The organism is Pelagicoccus sp. SDUM812005 (genome assembly GCF_031127875.1).
Taxonomy (GTDB): Bacteria; Verrucomicrobiota; Verrucomicrobiia; order Opitutales; family Opitutaceae; genus Pelagicoccus.
On the sequence record NZ_JARXIA010000018.1, the window covers coordinates 67567 to 85051 of the forward strand.

Here is a 17485-nt window from a genome sequence, read left to right on the forward strand (position 1 = left end):
CTTTTGGGCGACCGGATTGGATGGCGATTGTTCCTTGTTGGGGGCGCTACCGGATGTTGCGGTTAGTGGGTGGCGGCGAGCTCGGGTTGCTTGAGGACGCGGGTTTCGAGGTTGGAGGGTAGGGGGTCGTAGCGGGCGAAGGTTTCGCTGTGCAGGCCGACGCCGCCGGTGAGGGAGCGGAGGGTGGTGGCGTAGCGGTACATTTCCATTTGGGGAACTTCGGCTTTGATGGTGCGGTACTTGGTTTCGCCTTCGATGCCGTGGATGTGGCCGCGGCGGGCGGAGAGGTCGCTCATGACGTCGCCGAGGTATTGCTCGGGAACCTTGACTTCGATGGAGAGGATGGGCTCGAGGAGGATGGGGCGGGCGTTTTTGAAGGCTTCGGTGAAGGCTTCGCGGCCGGCGGTTTGGAAGGCGATGTCCTTGGAGTCGACGGTGTGCATTTTGCCGTCGTAGAAGTCGATGGCGACGTCGGTGATGGGGTAGCCGGCGTGGATGCCGGCTTCGCAGGCGGCGTGCACGCCTTTTTCGACGGAGGGGACGAAGACGCGGTCGACGTTGTTGCCGGTGAGGGAGTGGGAGAACTGGATGCCGGCGCCGGGTTCGGTGGGGCGGATGCGCAGCCAGACTTCGGCGAATTGGCCGGCGCCGCCGGATTGTTTTTTGTGGCGGTATTTGGCTTCGGCGGGGGATTGGATGGTTTCGCGGAAGGGGACGCGGGGCTCGACGATGTCGACCTCGACGTTGAAGCGGCGGGCGAGGCGGGATTTGATGACTTCGAGGTGGAGTTCGCCTTGGCCGGATACGACGAGTTCGTGAGTTTCGGCGTTGTATCCAAAAAGGAAGGTTGGGTCTTCTTCGTGCAGGGTGGCGAGTCCGGCGGCGAGCTTGTCTTCGTCGCCTTTGTGCAGGGCGACGAGGGCGCCGTGGATGTTGGGGTGTGGATATTGGACGGCGGGGAGTCGGACTTTGCGCTCGAGGGAGGTGAGGGTGTTGCCGGTATGGGTATCTTTGAGCTTGGCCATGACGCCGATGTCGCCGGGGCCGATTTCTGGGATGGCTTGGCGTTGGTGGCCTTGCAGGGTGAAGATTTGGCCGATCTTTTCGGTGGTGCCGTGGAAGGGGTTGAGGAGCTCCATGTTGGGGTGGATGGAGCCGGAGTACATGCGGCAGAAGGAGAGCTCGCCGACGTGGGGTTCGGAGATGGTTTTCCAGATGTAGCAGGCGGGGTTGGAGTCGGAGAGGGCGATGTCTCCGCGGTGGCCTTCTTCGTCGATGGCGGGCACGATTTTTCGGTCGAGGGGGGAGGAGCCGTATTTGGAGATGAGGTCCATGAGGCGGGCGACGCCGACGTTTGTGGTGGCGGAGGTGGCGAAGACGGGGATGAAGGTTTCGGCTTGGATGGCTTTGTGCACGCCGGAGCGGAGCTGCTCTTCGGTGAGGTCGCCTTGGTCGAAGAATTCTTCCATGAGGGTGTCGTCGGCTTCGGCGACGAGTTCGACGAGTTCGGCGTGGAGCTTGCGGACGCGCTCTTTCCAGGGGCCTTGGGCGGGGGTCTCGGTATATTTTCCGGAGGCGTCGCCGGCGTAGTCGACTTCTTCGGAGCGCAGCACGTCGAGGATGCGGCGGCAGCCGGGGCCGGGATCGATGGGCAGGGTCATGGGGAAGACTTTGCGGCCGTAGTGGGCGCGCAGCTCGGCGAGGGTGGCGTCGAAGTCGACGTTGTCCTTGTCGATGCCGTTGACGACGATGAGCTTGGGCAGCTGGAATTGGTTGGCGTAGTCCCAAACTTGGTCGGTGCCGATTTCGGGACCGGAGAGGGCGTTGACCACGACCATGGCGAAATCGCCGACGCGGAGGGCTCCGAGGCCTTCGGAGATGAAGTCGAGGTAGCCGGGGGTGTCGATGATGTTGTACTTGGTGCCTTGCCAGTCGCAGTGGAGGAGGGAGGCGTGCACGGAGATCTGGCGTTCCTTTTCGGTGGCGTGGTAGTCGCTGACGGTGTTGCCGGCCTCGACGGTGCCCATGCGGTCGATGGCTCCGGCGCAGGCGAGCATGGCTTCGGCGAGCGAGGTTTTGCCGGCGGACTGGTGGCCGACGAGGGCGAAGTTGCGGATGCGTTCTGGAGGATAGCTCATAGCGTCTTTTTTGGGTGAGGGGTTGGGCGAGCCGTTTTGGTTCGCTCGGCTTTCTTGGGGCAAAAGACGTATGTTGCTTGGGTGGCGAAGTCGCGTGCGTCTCCGCTGCAGGAAAAGTGGCGCGGCTTGGGGGGCGGGTCAAGAAGGGGAATGGGGAAGCTGGAAAGTCGCCCGCGGTGCGGTCGATCCGCCGGGGATGCGAATGAAGATCCTCCTGTTGGGGACGCGGGCTGAAGCTCCGCGCTACGGCTTAGGCGCGGCGGAGGAGGTTGGCGGTGGGCTGGTCGGTGCCTTTGCCGAGGCGTTTCTTGAGGGTCCAGCCTGGGGCCATGGGCTCGAAGTGGCCGGGGGTTTCGAAGACGACGAGGCCGTCGGAGGCGAGGACTTGCTCGAAGAGGGGGAAGAGCTTGGGGGTGAGGAGCTCGAGCTGGTCGTAGGGCGGGTCGACGAAGATGAGGTCGAAGGGGGCGGCGTCGGCGGGGGGCTGAAACTTGGTGGCGTCGCTGGTGGCGATGTGCGTATCCAGTTTTTGGCGCATGCTTTTGGCGACGATCTCGGCGTTGGCTTGGATCATGGCGGAGGCGCGGCGGTTTAGCTCGACGAAGGTGCAGTGGGCGGCTCCGCGGCTTAGGGCTTCGAGTCCGTAGGAGCCGGTGCCGGCGAAGAGGTCGAGCACGCGGGCGTCTGGGACCCAGGCGGAGGCGGAGGAGAAGATGCTTTGGCGCAGCTTGTCCATGGCAGGGCGGTGCACGGCTTTTTGGTCGACGCGCAGGGTGACGCCGCGGGCTTTTCCTCCGGAGATTCGCATGGGTGGGAGAGTGGAAAGCGAATGGCGAAAAGTGAAGGGGGAAAGCTGGGGGCTTGGGTGGAAAACGGAAAACGCCTCGGCTGGGGGGCCGAGGCGTTTGCTTTGCATCCAGTCCGGATATTTCCGGCCTACTACTGGAAAGCGGTTACATGTCGAAGGAGACGTTGAGGATGAACTGGCGTGGGTCGACGATGCGGTAGGCGTTGGGCGACCCGTCGTAGTTGACGCCGACGGTTTGCAGTCCGCCGTTTTCGAAGGCGTTTACGATGTTGAGCTGCACCTTCATGTTGACCTCGTCCTTCATGATCTTGCGGGTGTAGGAGGCCCAGAGGTCGTAGTAGGACTCGGCTGGGGTGTAGATGGGCCGCAAGGTGTTGGCGATGTCTATGTAGTTGGGGTCTGGATTCGCTCCGCTCGACTTGCCGTAGTAGCCGATGACGGCTTCGTCCTTCCAGCGGAGGCTGCCGCCGATCGCTACGCCCCTGAGCTTGTCGCCTAGGAACTTGTAGTTGGTGATCAAGGACGCGGTGTACTTGCTTTGGCCGGGAGAGACTTGTCCTTCGAGGTCTTTGGCGAGCGAGGCTTGCGGGGTGACGACGGAGTCGAAGTACTGCTGGGCGGAGTCGACGGGGTCGGCGTCTTGGAGGCGAATGTGGGTGACGTAGCCGTAGCTGGAGAGGAAGTTGGTCAGGTTGACTTGGGCTCCTCCTGGCGTGGTGTAGGTGGCTAGGTCTTGGTATTGCGGAAGCAGGTAGTCTGCGGCGCGGGCTGCTTGCCAGACGGGGAGGCGGTGGGCGAGCCAGGCGTCGTATTCCTTGAGCACGTTGTAGTAGCGTGTCTCGGACTTGGCGCCGGTGAGCTTGATGTTCCAGTTCTGGGTGGGGTTGTAGGTGAGCTGGAGTTCGGTACCTTCGGCCTTGGCGGAGCGGGTCGCTGCGATGGAGCCGGGGAGGGTATCGTAGTAGAGGTAGTCTTGTCCCCAGATGGGAGTGGTGGCGGCGCGGATGGATTCTTCCTCGGCGGGGGTGAGCCCTTCTCCGAAACCTTCGAGGCGTGGGTCGTGGCCAGCGTTGATGAGGGCGATGGTGCGACCCCAAGCGCGGAAGGTGTTGGTATCCACGTTTCCGGTGAGGCGACTGATGGGGGTGCCGCCGTTGGTGCGTTCGTTATCGTTGGTCGACTCGTACTTGCTGATGCGGGCGAAGAGCTTGTTCTCGAAGAGGGAGAACTGGATACCGTAGTCCTTGCCTTCGCCTTCGGGGAGGGGGAGGATGGTGCCGAACACGTCGATGTTGGTGGTGGTCGGTGGATTGAAGGTATCCGACTTGTTGTAGCTGAAGCCGAGCGAGTTGATGAACTGGTGGAAGAGGCTGCCGGACTGGGCCTTGTCCTTGATCTTGTCGAAGTTGCTGAGCGGCTTGACGACGACGCCGGTGGTGGCGGTGTCGGCTTCTTCTTCGCTCCATGCGGAGAGACGTTTGAAGACGGTATCCGTTTGGTAGATACCGTTGATCCAGCGCGCTGGGTTGGTCATGGATTCGTGAATGAGGTTTCCGTCGAGGTCCCGGATCTCGTTGGGGGAGGAGAAGCGGTTTTTGGCGACGTCGTTGCGGAAGCCGTAGGTGGCGATGATGCGATCGTTCCAGAAGTAGCTGGTGCCGCCTAGGTTGTAGGACTTGATCTCGGTCTGGGAGCGGTTGGTCGAGGCGGAGTGGTCCTTGAAGGCATGGGTCATGGAAATGTTTTCCCAGGTCTCGTTGCCGAGGTTGTAGGCGGTCAGCGGGCCGGTGTAGCTGGTGTAGTCGATGGCTCCGGCGGTGCTGGTAACGGTGCCGTAGGGGTCGCCGGGCTGGGCTAGGTAGTAGGTGCGGCGAGTGCTGGCTCCTTCGTTTCTCCAACCGGTGGGGGTGCCGTCCGCGTTGTTGTTTTCGTTGGCGAGGTAGCGGATGGTGCCGTTTGCCACTTCGTCGCCGCCGGTGAAGTTGAGGCGTTGGCGTATGAAGTCCCTGGATACGTCTTCCTTGGAAGCGTAGGCGAGGAGCTGGTGCTTGCCGAACCACTTGGTCCAGCCGTCCCGTTCGGTGAAGTCGGGGGTGTAGGCCAGGGCGGCGCGGTATTGGTCGCTGGTGATGCGGTTGACGAAGCGGTCTGGGTCGAAGTCTTCGACGTAGGGGAGACCGAAGTAGGGGTTGGCTTGTCCGTTGGGCAGGGTGAGGTTGGTGTCGACGAAGAGGGTGGCGACGTTGAGCTGCGAGACGGTGTAGCTGGAGTTCGAGTCGAAGTCTTGTCGGAACCAGCCAGCGGTGAGGAAGAGGTCGTCGGTGATCTTCTGTTCGAACTCGAGGTTGTAGGTTTGGTTTTCGTCCTCGCCGAAGTTCATGGAGAGGATGTTGACGGAGGTGTAGTCGTAGATGGAGGTGTCGGTGACTCCGGGGTAGCGATAGCTGCCGATGGATCCGCCGTTTTGGGAGTAGTTGGCGGAGTTGGTCCAGAACTGGTTGTAGGCGGCGGCGGTATCGAGGTCGGCCTGGATGCTGGCGACCGAGGGGATGAGGCTTTGGTTGGCTGCGGGGTTGCTAGCGGTGCCCCAGCCGGCTCGATATTGTCCGGGGGCGGCTTGGAACCAGTTTACGACTTGGCTGTTGGCTACCTGCATGGTGGGGCGGCTGTTGGCGACGCCTAGGCCGGGAACGTAGAGGGCGGAGTCGACGTTGGTCATGGCCTGGGAGCCGACGATGCTGACTCCGTTGTATGAGGTCATGGCGTTGGTACCGGTGGAGTTGGGGGTGTTCCACTTCGTCGCGTCGTAGTTGGGCAGGGCCATGATGTAGGCGCGTACCTCGTCGATATAGGGCGAGTCGGTGCGGCCGACGAAGGGGCCGACGACTTTGCCGCTGTCGAGGAAGGTGACGGTCTGGCTGCTCGGGTCGTAGGCGGGGCGTCCGGCGTCTACCCACTCGCTCACGTAGTCGCGTGGGGTGAGGGTGTTGGGACGGTTGTTCTTGTTGCGGTAGTTTTCGAAGCTGCCTTTGAAGCGGGTGTTTTCGAAGGGCTTGTAGGTGAGGGCGACGTACTCGCGACGGGTGTCGTCGTAGGAGGGCTGGCGCTCAAATTCCTTGTCGTCGTGGAGGGCGGCGAAGTAGATCGCGAGCTTGTCTTCTATCAGTGGTTGGTTTGTGGATACGCTGAAGCGCTTGGATCCGTTGTAGTCGACGCGGAACTTGAGCGAGGTCGACTTGGTGTCGAGCACTGCGGTGGAGCGGCTTTGGTTGACGAAGCCGGCGGGGCTGCCGATGCCGAAGAGCATGGAGCTGGGGCCTCGGCTGATCTCGACGGACTGGACGTTGTAGGTGTCCAGCGGGACGTTGCGGATGGCTCGGTAGAAGTTGATGGAGGCGTCCGGGGTGCCGATGCCGCGGACGCGGTTGGCGCCGGCGTTGGTTTGCGGTTGTCCGTCGCCTCCGTGGGTGTAGCCCGCGTTGACGTCGACGACGCCGTCGTTGCGCAGGGATTGCACGGAAGGGGTGTAGGTGCTGGATCCTTCGGTGTTTGCCTCGTAGCGGAAGAGGTCGTTCACGTCGAGGGAGGCGGTATCTTCCATCTGCTGTTTGGTGATGACGGAGATGGAGGCTCCGAGGTCGGCGACGTTGGTGCTTAGCCGCGAGCCCGCGAGGGTGTTTTGCTGGCGGTATCCGATGTCGTCCTTGGAGGCGGACACTTCGAAGGGCGAGAGTTCGAAGATTTCCTCGGAATCGTTTTGGGCCCAGAGGGCGGGGGCGGTTCCGGTGGCGAGAGCGATGGCGAGTAGCCACTTGGCTCGTTGGGTTTTGCTTTGATTATGGTGTTTCATATCCAGGTAGTGTGAAAGTTGGGGCGATGGGGAGGCCTTTGTATCTGTTATGCAAATACAGGGTTTCCAGGTAGAAGGCTGAGCGGTGGAGGGCTCGGGGTAGGGGCGACCTGTCACGCGGTTTGGGTACGCGTAGGCGCTGGGTGATGCTCTAATCGAGTCGCTCGCTCGCAGTCGTGATTCTCGTTAGCCGCAACCGTCTTTAAGGCGGACTTAACGTAATGAAATCGATTGTCTGTAGATAGTATCGGGTGTAACGAACGGGTACCGCCTCAAGCGATGAACCTGCGAGTTTTCATCCTTCGGCGCCGCGATCAGTTTTAGGGGGATCGCTATTTCGATCAATCGAATCGAAATCTGACAGTACGCAAAGCGGGGCGTGGAAGGAGTTGGGGGGAGGTCGTGGCCTCCTTTGCGGAGGGGAGTCCGCCTAGCTCTCCTGGGAGGGAAGGCTGTCGATGAGGGCGTTGGCCTGGCGTGCGGTTTCGGTGATGGCGTTTTGCAGGCGATTGCTAAAGACGGAGTGGGCGATCATGGCGGGGATGCCGATGCAGAGGCCGGTCGCGGTGGTGATGAGGGCTTCGCCGATGTCGCCGGCGAAGAGTTCCGGTCGGCCCATGCCGCCGGTGGCCATGGTTTGGAAGCCGCCGATCATGCCGCTGACGGTGCCGAGCAATCCGATCATGGGAGCGACGTTGGCGACGACGCTAAGGTAGTGGATCCACTGGGAGATGCTGTTTTCTTCGGAGGCGAGGGCGGCACTGATTTCGGTTTCGAAGGGTTCGAGGTCCTGGGGGGAGGATGCTGCTGAGGCGGGCTTGAGTTTCGGCAGGGCGGAGGCGAGGGAGCGGCCTAGGATGGTGGGGGAGCTCTTGGCTAGGGTTTCGGCTTGGGGAAGGTCGCCGCTGGCGAAGGGCGTCTTGAGGCTCGCGAGAAGGGATGGGGGCGCGAAGTTCAAGCTGCGAGTTTCGCGGTAGCAATGGATGGCGATGTAGAAGAAGGCGAGGGAGCAGGCGGCGAGCGGGTACATGGCCCAGCCGCCTTGCTGGATCATGGTCCAAAGCGAGGAGCTCGCTTGCGCTTGGGCTTGCAGCTTGGAGGTGAGCAGGAGGGCGGCAGCGATGAAGGCTAGGGTGCGGAGTAACATTTTGGGAGGAGTGGGAAAGAGTGGATGTTGTGGGATGGGCGAGGAGGTAATTGTGTTTTTAGGGGCTGCTTTGCGGGTCTAGGACCAAGGGGGACTTGGGAGCGGGATCGGGAGAGGCGTAGGCTTGGGCATGCTCGTCGTATCCTAAGCGTTGATACGCGTGGGAGGCGATTTGCTGGAGCGTTTGGCGATGGGGCGAGAGTTCGCGACTGGCATAGGCGAGCGGGGTGAGGCTGGTCCATAGGGCGGCTTCGAGGTTTTCCGTTTTCAGCTGGTGTTCGGCTTGGACGATCCAGGGAAGGGCGTGGTCGGTGGGAGCGGGAGATCGCTTGATCCAGTTTTGGGCGTGTACGAGGGCTTCTTCAGGTAGGCCAGCGGCGAGGGAGCTATTGATAAGTTGTTCTCGGTAGCTGGGGTCGAGCTGCGGGTAGTTGTTTTTTGGATGCCAGAGCTTGGCGTAGGCCAGAGCGGTGAGCGGGTGGCCTGCGGATTGGAGTTCGTCGAGGTAGTCGAGCAGGATGCGGGCGTCAGCTTCGGAGAGGAGGGATTGGAATTTCGCGCGTTTGAGAGCTTGTTGTTCGAGTGGCGCGTCAGTGTCGGAAAAGGAGAGGGTTTCGATTTGGAGGGGCGCGATGCGGCGAGTCGCTTCGCCTTCGGTTTCCGGGAGGCGCAGGAGGACGAAGTTCGCTTGGGTATCGACGAGTTCGCCTTGGAGCGATTCGCCGTTTTTCAAGGTGAGGCTGTCGGCGTGGCAGAGGGCGAAGCTTGCGAGGAAGGGCAGGAGGCGCGGGATCATTGGGGCTGGGGTGGAGGGGCGACTCGGTTTTGGATCCAGGTTTGCGCCTGTTGGTAGGCTGGCAGGCGCTGGAGATCGTTTTGGGCGAGGAATTCGTTGGCTACGCTTTGGGCGTCGCTTTTTCGATTCGATGAATCGAGGATTTGGATACAGTTGAGGTAGGCGTTGGCGACGTATTCGGTTTCGCCGCGATAGAGGGTGAAGATTCTTTGGTAGTAGGCGTAGGCCTTGTCCGCTTCTTTGTTTTGAATGGCGATGCCGCCGAGGGACTGGAGGGCTTGGGCCTTGTGGGCGGGCTTGGCGTTGCGGTCGGAGAGAATGAGTTCGGCGGTGCGGCGGGCGTTCTGGCTTTGTCCGAGTCGGGTCTCGAGGTCTAGCTTGAGGGCTAGGGTGTCGGTGTCGCGCCGCTCCCTTTGGAGAAGGTGGGCGAGAGCGGTTTCGGGCTTGTCTTGTTGGGAGTAGAAGCGAGCGAGGCCGATGTGGGCGGAGTCGAGCTCAGGAGCGCTGGGGTAGGTTTCGAGGATGCGTTGGAAGTAGGAAGGGGCTTCGAGGGAAGCGATTTCGGTGAGGGCCTTGCCAGCTTCGAGGAGGGCTACGGGCGGGAGCTCGGTCTTTTGGAAGCTGGAAGCGAGTTGCAGGGCTTTGAGCTTTGCTTGGGTTGTTTCGCCTTTCTGGCGGTGTATTTGAATTTCGGCTACGAGGAGCCGACTGGAGAGGGTGGTTTGCTCTTCGCTGGCTGGGGGAGGAGCGTCGAGAAGGTGGATGAGCGCCACGATGCCGGGAATTCCGGGGTCGTTTCCGTGCCGGGAAACGGTTGCTTGGATTTCGGATTGGGCACCATCCGGCGGGAGGCATTGGGAGAGGAGCTGGGTGAAGGAAGCGATCTGGTCTGGCGGGATGGGGCGCTGGCTGCGATGGGTCTGCAGGATGGCGGCGGCTTCTGCGGGCCGACCTGCGAGGAGGATGAGTTCGCAGCGTTTGGAGAGAGCGAGGAAGGCGAGCTGGGGATCCTCGGTTTCGACTAGCGCGTAGGCGTCGATGGCTTCAGGGGCGCGGTTCAGTTCGAGGAGGATGTCGCCTTGGAGGAGGTAGGCTTCGGCGCTGCGGGGGTGAAGTTGGTAGGTGTTTGTCCAGCTTTGGGAGCGGAGGAGGGATTGTTCGAGTTCGCCGAGGGCGTAGAGGCAGGTGGTTTCGCGAAAGGAGGCTTCGGGGTGCAGGAAGCGGGCGTTCTCGTTTTGTTGGATGGCTTGGAAGGTGGCGATGGCGGATTCGAGTTCGTTTGTAGTGAACTGGCAGATACCGATCCAGAGGAGGGCTTGCTGGGCGACGGGAGCGTTGGGGGCGATTTGGATGCAGCTCTGGAAGGCGTTGATCGCGGCGGGAGGGTTCGCTAGGTTGAAGAGGCTGAACCCGAGGTAGTAGTGGGCGGCGGCTGCGATGTGGGGAGGTGGCGACTTGTCGACGAGGGCTTGCAGGGAGGTGGCGGCTTCGGCGAAGTCTTTGCGTTCTATTTGGGAGAGGGCTATCCAGAGCAGGATTTGCGGTACGTCCTTGTCGTCTGGATACTTCTTGAGGAAGCTTTGCGCGATGCGGGCTGCAGCGTTCCAGGCCTGCATACTGCGGGCGGTGGAGATCCATTCGAGGTGGGCTTCGCGAGCGAGATCGCTGGGGATGGTGGCGATGGGTTTGAGGAGGATCCAGGCTTCGAGGGGGCGGTTGATTCGAGCGAAGCAGCGGGCTTTTCTCAGGTTGATGGCTGGGGTGTAGTCGGGGGCTAGGCGGAGGGTTTCGAGCTGCTGGCGGAGTTGGGTGATGGACTGGCGAAATTGGTCGCTCCACATGCTTTGCTCGGTGCGGAGTTCGGGGGCGAGTTCGCTGTACTGGAGCTGGAGCTGTTCGATGCGCTTTTGCTGGGCGGCGAGAAGTTGGTCTTTGGGAGGGACGAGCTGGTAGGCGTGTAGGGCGTCGCTGGGGCGGTCGGCTAGAAGCCGGTCGGCGGTTTGGGTTGCGAGCAGGGCGAGGGTGGCGAGCTCCGGCATAGTGGTTTGGGGCCAGGGCGTATCGAGAAGTTGGATGCGTGCTTGTTCTAGTTGCGCGTTTTCGAGGTGAAGCTGGATGAGGCGTAATCGGGCGAAGGTGGCGAGGCGGGGCGAGTGGGGCGACGCGATGAGGTTTTGCAGGATTTCGATGGCTCTGGGAGGGTCGGAGAGCTGGGCTTCGCGCAGGGAGGCGAGGTCGTGGAAAGGGGAGTTGCCGGCGATTTCTCGAAGCTTGGCGAAGGCGGCGCGTGCGGCGTCGGTTTGGCCGTCGAGCATGAGGCTGGAGGCGAGGGTATAGCGGGCGAAGGCTTCGGAGTCGGGGGAGTCGGCATAGTGGGCGAGGTAGTTCTCGAGGGCGAGAATGGCGTCGCCCTGGAGGTTTGCCTTGTGGGAGGCGAAGCCGGCGAGGGGGAGGATTTTGGCGGGGAGTTGGCCTTCCTGCCAGACAGGTTCCTCGGCGTAGTTTTCGCGGATGGCGTTGAAGGCGAGGGCGGCTTGGGGGAAGTCGCCTCGGACGAGGGCTTGGCTGCCGGCATCGATGAGTTCCGGGAGCGAGCGGTATTCGATTTGCTGAGACGCGGCTTGCGGCGGGGACAGGCAGAGGCAGGCGAAGGCTGTTCCCGCTAGGAAAAGGCGGTGACGGCGGTTCGTTTTTCGGGGCGCCCGAGGGCTAGGGTAACAGGTTAGGGGAGCGCGAGGCGGGTTAGAGGAGCATCGCGAGTTGGTTCTTGCGATCATTGATCTCGAAGCGTGAATCGTCGAGGAGTGAGGGAAGGTCGAGCACGTCGAGGCCGAGCTCCTTGCAGGCTCGCTTGATGTGGGCGGGCGTGGGGGCGTCGGGGTCGAAGCCGCCTAGCTGGTCGGCGAACCAGATGGCGAGGGAAAGGATGCTGGTGCCGCGCAGTTGGGATTGGGCGTGCACAGGGCTGTTCTGGTTTTTGATCGGCTGCCAGATGGCTTGTTCGAACTGCCAGTGGCTGAGCAGTTCGGCGCCGACGCGGTAGTGGGTCATGCCGAGGAGTTCTTGTTCGGCGGCGAGGAGGGTGCGGTCGGCGCAGTGTTCGGTGATGTCGAACAGCTTGTCCAGGCGCTCGAGGTAGAGGTTGATGGCGAGCTTTCCGACCTGGTGGAGGAGGCCGGAGATGTAGGGGGCGTTGGTGTCGAAGCCGCAGCGCTTGGCGATGGCTTCGGAGATGACGCCGACGTCGAGGGATCGGTCGGCGAAGGCGGTGGCGGTCTCGTCGTAGGCGGGGAGGGCTTGGTAGAAGGCTTCCTTGTCCACTACCATCTTGAGGATGCTGCGGAGTTCGTTGAAGCCGATGCGGCTGATGGCGGTGCCGATTTCGTTGACCTTGAGGGTGCCTGCGTAGGCGGCGCTGTTGGTGACGCGCAGGACTTGGGCGGAGAGGCCGGGGTCCATCCTTACGAGGGAGGAAATGTAGTCGAGCGACGCGTCCTCGTTGGCGAGGAGCTGGTCGAGCCGGGCGTAGATGCGGGGCGAGGTCGGCAGGCTCGCTGAGTACTCGATAAGGAGCTCTAGGTTGATCTTTTCGATGGAATTATTGGACATGCGAACGAGGCGTCTCCGTAGGACGTTTATCAGGAAAGCGAGGGAGGCAAGCCCGAGCGAGTAAAAACGAGACGGGGTTGGCGGGGCTTCAGGGCGCGCCGGTGGAAAAGAAAAGAGCTCAGTCCCGCGGGGGACTGAGCTCTCGGACTCGAAAGGTTGGGAGAAGGTTCCTACCAGAAGACGACGTAGAGGGCGATGGTGGCCGCGACTACGACGCAGCCCCAGAACTTGGCGACGGGGGAGGTCTCGAGGGCGATTTCCTTGTTCTCCGGCATGACGACCTTTTCCTTGAGCGGGCTCACTAGGGTGAGGATGGCTCCGGTGGCGATGACGATGAAGAAGCAAATGGCCATGCGGTCGAGGAAGGCCATTTCGCCCGAATACCACCAGCCGTTGTTCACAAGCCAGGGGCCGATCAGCCACTTGAAGGCGGCGTAGGCGATGGCGTTGGTGGCGATGCCGACGGCGCCGAAGTAGCGCGGGGTTCGTGGCGAGAAGAAGCCGAAGATGAAGACGGCTAGCAGGCCGGGGGAAATGAATCCTTGGAACTCCTGGATGTAGGAGAAGATGCTGCCGAGGTCGTTGAGGAAGGGGGCGGTGATGGCCGCCATGATGACGAAGAGTACCACGAACACGCGTCCGACCTTGACCAGCTTGGCGGGGTCCTTTTCGCCGGTGAACTTGGCGTACAGGTCCATGGTGGCGATGGTGGAGGCGGAGTTGAGCATGGAGGCCAGGGAGCTCACCACGGCGCCGCAGAGGGCGGCCAGCACGAACCAGGAAATCCAGGGCGTGGGGCGGACGAGGTTTCTGACGAGCACGGGGAAGGCCTTGTCGTAGTCGTATTCGCCGGTGGCGGGGTTGAGCAGGTCGCCGCTGAAGAGGTTGTAGGCGAGTATGCCCGGAATGACGACCACGAAGGGGATGATCAGCTTGAGGAAGGCGGCGAAGACGATGCCCTTTTGGCCTTCGGCCAGCGACTTGGATCCGAGGGTTCGCTGCACGATGTACTGGTTGAGCCCCCAGTAGAAGAAGTTAGGGATCCAGAGGCCGATGAGCAGGGCGGTCCAAGGGATGTCGGAGTCTTCCTTGGGGCGGATCATGTGGACCTTGCCGCCGCTGCCGTTGGGGCCGTTTTGGGCGACGGCTTCGCCGTCCACGCCGTCGTTGAGCAGCATGAAGCGCTCCCACCCGCTGGCGCCTTCCAGGTCCTGTACGGTGGCTTCGGAGTTCTGCACCTTGGTGAGGATCAGCTCTTCGGCCGGCTTTTCGGCGAGCAGGTTGAAGGCGAAGACCATGACGACCACGCCGCCGAGGACGAGGGCGACGCCCCAGACGAGATCGGTCCAGGCGCAGGCTTTCAGGCCGCCGATGAAGACGTAGACGGCGGCGAAGGCTGCGATGAGCCAGCACATGGCGGTGAGGCTGTTGATGACGGGAACGTCGTTGTAGTACTCGGAGACAAACTTGGCCCCGGAGAAGATGACGGAGGAGGTGGCGACGAAGACCATGGTCACGATGGCGGGGATGGCCATGGCGAGCCGGGCGACTCCATCGAAGCGGTACTCTAGGAATTCGGGGATGGTGTAGAGGCCGGCCTTGAGGAACTTGGGCAGGAACCAGAAAGCGACGACCACGAGGGTGAGGGCGGCCATCCACTCGTAGGAGGCAATGGCCATGCCGAGCCAATTGGCGGCCGATCCGGACATGCCGACGAACTGCTCGGTGGAGATGTTGGCGGCGATGAGGGAGAAGCCGACGAGCCACCAGGTGAGGCCGCGGCCGGCGAGGAAATAGTCGCTGGCGCTGCCGCTGCCTTCAGTGCCGGTGTCGCGGCTTTTCCAGATGCCGAGGGCGATGACGCCTACGACGGCGCCGATGAAGAGGAATACTTCGAGGAATAACATGGTTATAAGGTTTAATTTGGGTCAGTTTCAGGGTCGGGAGCTGAGAGGTGTATTGTCCGCATGTTGGTCGGTCAACCATTCGCTGAGCTCCAGCGGGCTAGGGATTGGAAACGGCTCCTTGGTTAGCTGTTACTCGTTGAATTTCAATTCGTTATTGCTCTATCCCTCTTTTAGGGGAGGGGCTAAATAGGGGCTTATGGGCTGTGGTCTCAGTCCTCTTGCGTGAGCTGTTGCCAGTAGCGTTGCGGAGCTTGGAGGAAGCTTTGGGTGAAGCTGACGTGCTCGAGCTCTTCGTAGCGGGCGCTTTCCAGTCCGCGCTCGTCGAACTTCCAGATCTCCGCGTCCGGCACGCTCAGGATGATGGGGGAGTGGCTGGCGACGATGAATTGGCAGTTTTGCTGGGCCATCTCGTGGAGGAAGAGGGCGAAGGCCAGCTGGCGTTGCGGCGAGAGGGCGGCTTCCGGCTCGTCGATGAGGTAGAGACCGCCCGGGTGGATGCGGGATTTGGCGAACTCGAGGAAGCCTTCCCCGTGGGAGAAGTCGTTCAGGTCGCGGCCGTAGCGGGCGTTGATGGCTCGCTTGTTGCCCTCCATGTAGCCGCGCACGCGAGGGTCGTCCTTGAAGCGCTCGATGTAGCCGTCGAAGGTTTCTTCCAGCTGCTTGTTGCGGCGGATGAAGTTGAAGAAGTCCTCGGCCCGCAGGAAGAATCCTTTGCCGGTGCGTCGGCTCCAGCTGAGGCGGAGTTGTAGGGCGAGGGGACGGATCTCGGCGAGGGTGGGGTCCTGGTCGAGGGAGGAGTCGCCTACGCTGATGCGTTTGGAGGCGATGGCGACCGACTCCAGCAAGCTCGATTTGCCGCTGCCGTTTTCGCCGACGAGGAACAGGATGTCAGAGTGGATCTCTCGTTCTTGCAGGCTGCCGATGAAGGGGAGGGAGAAAGGGAAGGCGGAGTCGTCGGCAGGAGTGGGGCAGTGGATACGCTTGAGGAAGGGCACGGCGGGGGAGAGTGAAGGGTGAGTAGGGAAGAGTGAAATCGATTTTTGGGCGGAGCCGGGGAAATTCGCTGGGAAGAGGGGGATGAACCTTTTGGCGATTCGCGGTTGAAACGCATGCGGTCGGCTCTAGCTTGCTCGGCACATGAATTCAAGCACTCACCCATTTCACAGCCCTGCCAAGTTGGTCGACTGGTCGACCTTGACCCCGGACCATATCGCCGCCGACATCGAAGCCGCCCTGGCTGAGGCCCAAGCCGAGATCGACGCGATCTGCGCGGTGGCGCCGGAGGACGCGACCTTCGAAAATACCTTCTTGGCCCTCGAGGCGGCGGGTGAAACCTTGTGCCGGGCCTGGGGCCGGGTGGATCATTTGACTTCGGTGAAGGACAGCGAAGCGCTGCGGGAGGCCCATCGGGCCATGCTGCCGAAGGTGACGGAGTACTCGTCCCGCATCCCGCTCAACGCCAAGCTTTGGGCGGCGCTCAAGAGCTTCGCGCAAAAGCCGGAAGCGGCGGCGCTCGAGGGCGTGCAGAAGCGTTTCTTCGAGGAGACCTTGGAGGATTTCAAGCAGGCGGGCGCGGACTTGCCGGAGGAAAAGAAAAAGCGTCTGGAAGCTCTCAACCAGGAGCTCGCGGAGAAGACCAAGAGCTTTTCCGACAACGTCTTGGATTCGACGAACGCGTACGAGCTATTGATCGACGACGAGAGTCGGCTCGCGGGTCTTCCCGATTCGGCGAAAGCGGCGGCCCGCCAGAGCGCCAAGAGCAAGGGGCATGGTACGGACGAGAAACCTGTATGGCGATTTACACTACAAGCGCCGTCCTGCATGCCGGTCCTCAAGTACGCGGATGACGCAGAGCTGCGCAAGACCATCTACCAAGAGTCGACTTCGATTGGATTCAAGGACAAGTGGGACAACAGCGACTTGATCCGGGACATCCTGAAGCTGCGCCAGGAGAAGGCGCAGTTGCTCGGCAAGAAGAACTTCGCCGACCAGGTCTTGCAGCGTCGCATGGCGAAGTCGGGCGACGATGCTTTGGCGTTCACCGATGACTTGTATCGGAAGTGCAAGGACGCGTTCGATGCGGAGTTTGACGAGCTGGAGGAATTCGTGGCTGAGCAAACGGGGCAGCCTAAGGATCGCCTCGAGCCTTGGGACGTCAGCTATTGGTCGGAGAAGCTGCGTCTCTCCAAGTACAATTTCGACGATGAGGCCTTACGCCCGTATTTTCCGATCGACGGGGTTCTTAACGGCATGTTCCGTATTGCGGAGCGTATATTCGGATTGCGGATACAGGATCACGAAGGTCCGGAGAATAGCTGGCATCCGGACGTGAAGCTCTACGACCTTTACGACGAAGGCGGGGAATTGCTGGGCTATTTCTACGCGGATTGGCATCCACGCGAGGAGAAGCGCGGCGGTGCTTGGATGAATTATTTGGATACGGGAGCGCCGCAGCCTGACGGCGGCCGCACCCCGCACGTGGGGCTGATCACCGGCAACATGACGGAGCCGGTCGACGGCAAGCCGGCCTTGCTCTTGCACTATGAAGTGGAGACGGTGTTTCACGAGTTCGGGCACCTGCTGCATCACTTGCTGGGCAAGGTCGATATCAAGTCGCTCAATGGGGTGAACGTGGCGTGGGACTTCGTGGAGCTGCCTTCGCAGATCATGGAGAACTGGTGCTGGAACCGCGAAAGCCTCAATGAATTCGCTCGCCACTACGAGACCGGCGAGCCGATCCCGCAGGATCTTTTCGACAAGATGGTGGCGGCCCGGAACTTCCAGAGCGCTTCGTTTATGATGAGGCAGCTCAGCCTTGGAAAGATGGACCTCGAGATGCACGTGCATCCGGAGCGCTACTTGGAGGGCGATTTGGATGCGACGATCCGCGAAGCGCTGGCCGGCTACCTCGCCAACTTGAAGACGACTCCCAAGAGCATGGCGCGGCGCTTCGGTCACCTGTTCTCCAGTCCGGTCGGCTACGCGGCCGGCTACTATTCCTATAAGTGGGCGGAGGTGCTGGACGCGGATGCGTTTACCCGGTTCGAGAAGGAGGGCATCTTCAACGAAGAGACCGGCCGTTCCTTCCGCGAGTGCATCCTCTCCAAGGGCAATTCCGAGGACCCGGCCAAGCTGTTTAAGGATTTCATGGGCCGCGATCCCGATCCGCAGGCTTTGCTGGTCCGCTGCGGTTTGGCGTAGGGCGACTCGGGGGCGGCAGGCCCTCTTCG

The 17485-nt window shown here is 61.7% G+C and carries 10 protein-coding genes; 1 reads left to right on the forward strand and 9 read right to left on the reverse strand.

Features of this window, described 5'->3' with window-relative positions:
* Positions 1 to 62 precede the first annotated feature (62 nt).
* The 9 genes from fusA to QEH57_RS19040 all read right to left on the reverse strand — a co-directional run bounded on the left by fusA (position 63) and on the right by QEH57_RS19040 (position 15250).
* The gene (fusA, locus tag QEH57_RS19000; RefSeq protein ID WP_309008362.1) at positions 63 to 2138 is read right to left on the reverse strand and encodes an elongation factor G; all 2076 of its coding nucleotides are present in this window, start codon (positions 2136 to 2138) and stop codon (positions 63 to 65) included.
* 250 nt (positions 2139 to 2388) lie between these two features.
* Positions 2389 to 2946 carry an RsmD family RNA methyltransferase gene (locus QEH57_RS19005; protein ID WP_309008363.1) on the reverse strand — a complete coding sequence of 186 codons (558 nt, stop codon included), beginning with the start codon at positions 2944 to 2946 and terminating at the stop codon, positions 2389 to 2391.
* 145 nt (positions 2947 to 3091) lie between these two features.
* A complete protein-coding gene (locus tag QEH57_RS19010) occupies positions 3092 to 6796 on the reverse strand; it encodes a TonB-dependent receptor plug domain-containing protein (protein WP_309008364.1) in 3705 nt (1234 codons plus the stop codon).
* 430 nt (positions 6797 to 7226) lie between these two features.
* Positions 7227 to 7943, reverse strand: coding sequence for a MotA/TolQ/ExbB proton channel family protein (locus tag QEH57_RS19015; protein ID WP_309008365.1), 717 nt, complete (start codon positions 7941 to 7943; stop codon positions 7227 to 7229).
* 58 nt (positions 7944 to 8001) lie between these two features.
* Entirely contained in the window at positions 8002 to 8739 is a 738-nt protein-coding gene (locus QEH57_RS19020) for a hypothetical protein (RefSeq protein ID WP_309008366.1), read from the reverse strand.
* The gene (locus tag QEH57_RS19025) at positions 8736 to 11516 is read right to left on the reverse strand and encodes a tetratricopeptide repeat protein (RefSeq protein WP_309008367.1); all 2781 of its coding nucleotides are present in this window, start codon (positions 11514 to 11516) and stop codon (positions 8736 to 8738) included. The genes QEH57_RS19020 and QEH57_RS19025 overlap by 4 nt, the downstream gene beginning before the upstream one ends.
* Positions 11482 to 12348 carry an HDOD domain-containing protein gene (locus QEH57_RS19030; RefSeq protein WP_309008368.1) on the reverse strand — a complete coding sequence of 289 codons (867 nt, stop codon included), beginning with the start codon at positions 12346 to 12348 and terminating at the stop codon, positions 11482 to 11484. Before QEH57_RS19030 ends, QEH57_RS19025 begins: the two co-directional genes overlap by 35 nt.
* A 170-nt stretch (positions 12349 to 12518) precedes the next feature.
* The gene (locus QEH57_RS19035) at positions 12519 to 14255 is read right to left on the reverse strand and encodes a sodium/solute symporter (protein WP_309008369.1); all 1737 of its coding nucleotides are present in this window, start codon (positions 14253 to 14255) and stop codon (positions 12519 to 12521) included.
* A gap of 209 nt (positions 14256 to 14464) precedes the next feature.
* Entirely contained in the window at positions 14465 to 15250 is a 786-nt protein-coding gene (locus tag QEH57_RS19040; protein ID WP_309008370.1) for an AAA family ATPase, read from the reverse strand.
* A gap of 142 nt (positions 15251 to 15392) precedes the next feature.
* On the opposite strand from QEH57_RS19040, the gene QEH57_RS19045 reads away from it, so the two are divergent.
* Positions 15393 to 17456 carry a M3 family metallopeptidase gene (locus QEH57_RS19045; RefSeq protein ID WP_309008371.1) on the forward strand — a complete coding sequence of 688 codons (2064 nt, stop codon included), beginning with the start codon at positions 15393 to 15395 and terminating at the stop codon, positions 17454 to 17456.
* Positions 17457 to 17485: the final 29 nt, after the last annotated feature.

Excerpts from the sequence above, each read along its gene's own strand:
- fusA (WP_309008362.1), bottom strand. The coding sequence starts at position 2,138 with ATGAGCTATCCTCCAGAACGCATCCGCAACTTCGCCCTCGTCGGCCAC.
- QEH57_RS19005 (WP_309008363.1), bottom strand. The coding sequence starts at position 2,946 with ATGCGAATCTCCGGAGGAAAAGCCCGCGGCGTCACCCTGCGCGTCGAC.
- QEH57_RS19010 (WP_309008364.1), bottom strand. The coding sequence starts at position 6,796 with ATGAAACACCATAATCAAAGCAAAACCCAACGAGCCAAGTGGCTACTC.
- QEH57_RS19015 (WP_309008365.1), bottom strand. The coding sequence starts at position 7,943 with ATGTTACTCCGCACCCTAGCCTTCATCGCTGCCGCCCTCCTGCTCACC.
- QEH57_RS19020 (WP_309008366.1), bottom strand. The coding sequence starts at position 8,739 with ATGATCCCGCGCCTCCTGCCCTTCCTCGCAAGCTTCGCCCTCTGCCAC.
- QEH57_RS19025 (WP_309008367.1), bottom strand. The coding sequence starts at position 11,516 with ATGATCGCAAGAACCAACTCGCGATGCTCCTCTAACCCGCCTCGCGCT.
- QEH57_RS19030 (WP_309008368.1), bottom strand. The coding sequence starts at position 12,348 with ATGTCCAATAATTCCATCGAAAAGATCAACCTAGAGCTCCTTATCGAG.
- QEH57_RS19035 (WP_309008369.1), bottom strand. The coding sequence starts at position 14,255 with ATGTTATTCCTCGAAGTATTCCTCTTCATCGGCGCCGTCGTAGGCGTC.
- QEH57_RS19045 (WP_309008371.1), top strand. The coding sequence starts at position 15,393 with ATGAATTCAAGCACTCACCCATTTCACAGCCCTGCCAAGTTGGTCGAC.